The organism is aff. Roholtiella sp. LEGE 12411 (assembly GCF_015206995.1).
Classification (GTDB): Bacteria; Cyanobacteriota; Cyanobacteriia; order Cyanobacteriales; family Nostocaceae; genus Komarekiella.
On the sequence record NZ_JADEXR010000271.1, the window covers coordinates 1 to 3,397 of the forward strand.

A 3,397-nucleotide genomic window follows, 5' to 3' on the forward strand; every position below is an offset into this window, starting at 1 on the left:
TCCGAGATGTGAATAAGAGACAGGGGCATGGGGTATGGGGATTTCTTCTCCTGCTCCCCTTCTTCTGTGCCTAATAGATCTGTTGACCAATCCAAAATTCCAAGGGATCTATAGTTGAGTTACAGTGAGGCCAGCTACGCAAAGTTGATTCCGTCCCTGGCTCCCAGTGGGGTGGTTCAAATCCCAGTCCTAAACATAGATGAGATAGAATTTTGACAAACTGCTGATCATGACCGGAGTCTCCTAAATGAGCATGGGCGTATTCATGAGCAACGATACCTAACCAATCTATAGGTGCAATTCGCCCGACATCTACCAGAATGGTGATTGGGGTTGTGAAAATGTTGCACAGACCGTCTATGCCAAAGGATTGAGCTATGGGTACTGCAAAAATTTGGATGTGGGGACGATCTTGTGGATGAAAGCACTGATGACAGGCTTCAAGACAGATCTGAAGCTGAGCATTAATAGCGTCAATATTCTCACCAATCCAAGTGCAAATAAGGATGCGATCGCGCAGATTATTGATCACATCCACCATGCCCGGTTCTAGAACAAGTTCCTGTACCAGGCGTAGGTACTCCATACCACGAGTCAAAGTATCAGTCTGCTTCAGATAATTCACCAGCCCAAAACTGAATAAAATTGTCTTGCTTCCACAACATCCTCTGTTTGTCTGGAGGTTACTTGTTCTGTATTAGAACTCTCTGAAGATGTCTCAACGCGGGCTTCAGTACAAAACGATGCTGTGCTAAAACCCCCAAATCGTTTCACTGTACTGGTTCGCAGTCGGAGATTTGGGCTGGCGAACCAGAATCGCTCAATGGAACTCATTGTTTCATATTCAGTTGTCAGCACTAGCCCATCTTGATCATCCATCTCATATAGACCGACTACAGGCACAATTTCCGCGTAACCTCTCTCTCGGAGTAATCTACCTTGCTTGGGGTTATCAACATCAGGCACGATCGCAAAGATGGTTTTCCCCTGATGGTTCTCATCACCATCTCTATCCCAAGCCATTGTACCTAGCCAACGCACGCGCGAGCCACCCACTGACAGATTGGGGTCAATCTGATGATACTGGCATAGTTCAATGATTTCTGGGTGATCCTCAGCCAGAGTTTCTACCTGAATGTCCGATTCTCCCGTTTCTGACCGCTTGAAGGCTAGGTGATGAGTCGCCCGTTGCGATCGCCACTTGCCAGCACTTAGTTTAAAAAATTCCATTGCGTCCATCAATCTTCTGACTCCTACTTATTACTCCTGCGGATGATGTTTTAAGGATTTTTTCTTTTTAAAGTTGTTGGTATCTAAACATTCTAAACCTTACAGCAACTAGCGGTTTAGCTTTCAACAAGCTTCCTTACAAAGGGATTAATTAGGTATGTTGCTAGACAATTGTAAACTTTTATAGTGGCTATTATTAATTGCTTGACAAAATACACAAGTTGCTATCCTGTGCTAAAATAATAGAAATATTGTTTGCACAAGCAGTAACAACCAAATACCCTTCGATTTCGTGAATCAGAGGAGTGAATCATGGACTTTCCAATCGAACTGACTTTAGAGCAACAGTTCCGTTTACAAAACTTAAGAGATCAGGTGAAAAATTTGAGTCGAGAAGAGGCTCAAGAATTTTTACTAGAAGTTTTACGGCAAATGATGGTAAAAGATAATTTGGTCAAGCATTTAATTAAACAAGCTTGACACGGAGCTAAATTTAGTAAAAGCTTGACACGGAGCTAAATTTAGTAATTCAGACGCGATCACAAAGCATTAATGGTTTTCACGCTTTGATTAAAACTTGATTCGAGTGCAAAATTTCATAGTCCCCTGAATAACATCGGCCTGGGTAACAGTGGTAAAACTCACCCAGGCTGGCATTTTTTTATTGACCACAAAAAAGAGTAGGGTAAGCACGAGGAGAATGCGGAAGTGACCGAGTGCTGAGTGGAAAATATTACAGATTATTACTTTGTCTCTCATAGAAAAGACGAGAGTACTATTAATCCCCTATGTTTTTCTTGGCTGCTCGCAATTATTTCGAGAACACGCCAAAAATAATATCCACCATTTGTGAATATCAAGGGGAACTCAATGGTTCTTGACGCTTTTTCCAGAGCTGTAATTACGGCAGATGCCAAAACTGCTGCCATCGGTGGTGCTGATTTGGCAGCTCTCAAGTCTTTCATTGCTGAAGGCAACAAGCGCCTTGATGCTGTGAATGCGATCGCTAGCAACGCTAGTTGTGCTGTTTCTGATGCGATCGCTGGTATCGCTTGTGAGAACACAGGTTTGCTACAAGCTGGTGGTAACTTATACCCCACTCGCCGGATGGCTGCTTGCTTACGTGATGCTGAAATCGTCCTGCGCTACGTAACCTATGCGTTGTTAGCTGGTGATTCTTCAGTGTTAGATGATCGCGCTCTAAATGGATTAAAAGAAACCTATACAGCTTTGGGCGTACCCACCACTTCTGCTGTACGTGCTTTTCAAATCCTGAAATCTATCAGCGTTGCCCACATCACCAACACCAACACTGAAGCTAACGCTGGTAAAAAGTTCCGTAAACTGGAAGTTGTTCAAGGCGACTGCTCTGCTTTGGCTTCAGAAGCTGCTAGCTACTTTGATCGCGTTATTTCTGCTCTGAGCTAACAACTCATGGCTAACGCCTATTAGCCAAGCAAACTGAAATCCAAATCCGAGCAAATGCAATCAGGAGTATAAAAAGCAATGAAATCAGTTATCACCACAGTTATTACATCTGCTGATGCAGCAGGTCGTTTCCCCAGCACCTCTGACTTGGAATCCATCCAAGGCAGCATTCAGCGTGCGTCTGCTCGTCTGGAAGCTGCTGAAAAGCTAGCTTCTGGCATCGATGCCGTAGCTAAAGAAGGTTATGACGCTGCTTTCAAAAAATATCCTTACCTCAATCAAGAAGGTGAAGCTGGCGACACCCAAGTTAAGAAAGATAAGTGCCTCCGCGACATCAAGCACTACCTGCGTCTAATCAACTACAGCTTAGTTGTTGGTGGTACTGGCCCTCTGGATGAGTGGGGTATTGCAGGTGCTCGTGAAGTTTATCGCTCCTTGGGTCTGCCCACTGCTCCCTACGTTACTGCGATGACTTACACTCGCGATCGCGCTTGCTCTCCTCGTGATATGTCTCCTCAAGCGTTGGTTGAATTCCGCTCTCTCCTCGACTATGTAATCAACTCCCTATCATAGTGAGAAAGATTGACTAGACGAGCGATCGTCATACTCTAAAACTAAGGGACTCTCAGTATATTGCTTTGCCTAAATTAGGGTAAGCGATCGACTAAGAGTCCCTCAGTTGTGTCATTAGTCAAGAGTCAAGGGTCAGTTGTCCTCCACTCCTCCACTCCCCCACTCC

Annotated in this window: 5 protein-coding genes; 3 read left to right on the forward strand and 2 right to left on the reverse strand. The window is 44.4% G+C overall.

Annotation, left to right across the window (positions count from 1 at the left end; all coding sequences use genetic code 11):
- Window positions 1-70 precede the first annotated feature (70 nt).
- A complete protein-coding gene (locus IQ246_RS29190; protein WP_194006774.1) occupies window positions 71-625 on the reverse strand; it encodes a hypothetical protein in 555 nt (184 codons plus the stop codon).
- A complete protein-coding gene (locus IQ246_RS29195; protein ID WP_194006777.1) occupies window positions 622-1,239 on the reverse strand; it encodes a phycobiliprotein lyase in 618 nt (205 codons plus the stop codon). Before IQ246_RS29195 ends, IQ246_RS29190 begins: the two co-directional genes overlap by 4 nt.
- 303 nt (window positions 1,240-1,542) lie before the next feature.
- Between IQ246_RS29195 and IQ246_RS29200 the strand changes: the two genes are divergently transcribed.
- The 3 genes from IQ246_RS29200 to IQ246_RS29210 all read left to right on the forward strand — a co-directional run bounded on the left by IQ246_RS29200 (window position 1,543) and on the right by IQ246_RS29210 (window position 3,231).
- The gene (locus IQ246_RS29200) at window positions 1,543-1,710 is read left to right on the forward strand and encodes an NblA/ycf18 family protein (protein ID WP_194006775.1); all 168 of its coding nucleotides are present in this window, start codon (window positions 1,543-1,545) and stop codon (window positions 1,708-1,710) included.
- Between the two features lie 390 nt (window positions 1,711-2,100).
- On the forward strand, window positions 2,101-2,658 hold the full coding sequence (locus IQ246_RS29205; protein WP_194006776.1) for a bleomycin hydrolase: 558 nt from the start codon (window positions 2,101-2,103) through the stop codon (window positions 2,656-2,658).
- A 78-nt stretch (window positions 2,659-2,736) separates the two neighbouring features.
- Complete coding sequence (locus IQ246_RS29210; RefSeq protein WP_191761283.1) at window positions 2,737-3,231, forward strand: bleomycin hydrolase; 495 nt, start codon at window positions 2,737-2,739, stop codon at window positions 3,229-3,231.
- Window positions 3,232-3,397: the final 166 nt, after the last annotated feature.

Coding starts and splice junctions, on each gene's coding strand:
- IQ246_RS29195 (WP_194006777.1), bottom strand. CDS start 1,239: ATGGACGCAATGGAATTTTTTAAACTAAGTGCTGGCAAGTGGCGATCG.
- IQ246_RS29200 (WP_194006775.1), top strand. CDS start 1,543: ATGGACTTTCCAATCGAACTGACTTTAGAGCAACAGTTCCGTTTACAA.
- IQ246_RS29205 (WP_194006776.1), top strand. CDS start 2,101: ATGGTTCTTGACGCTTTTTCCAGAGCTGTAATTACGGCAGATGCCAAA.
- IQ246_RS29210 (WP_191761283.1), top strand. CDS start 2,737: ATGAAATCAGTTATCACCACAGTTATTACATCTGCTGATGCAGCAGGT.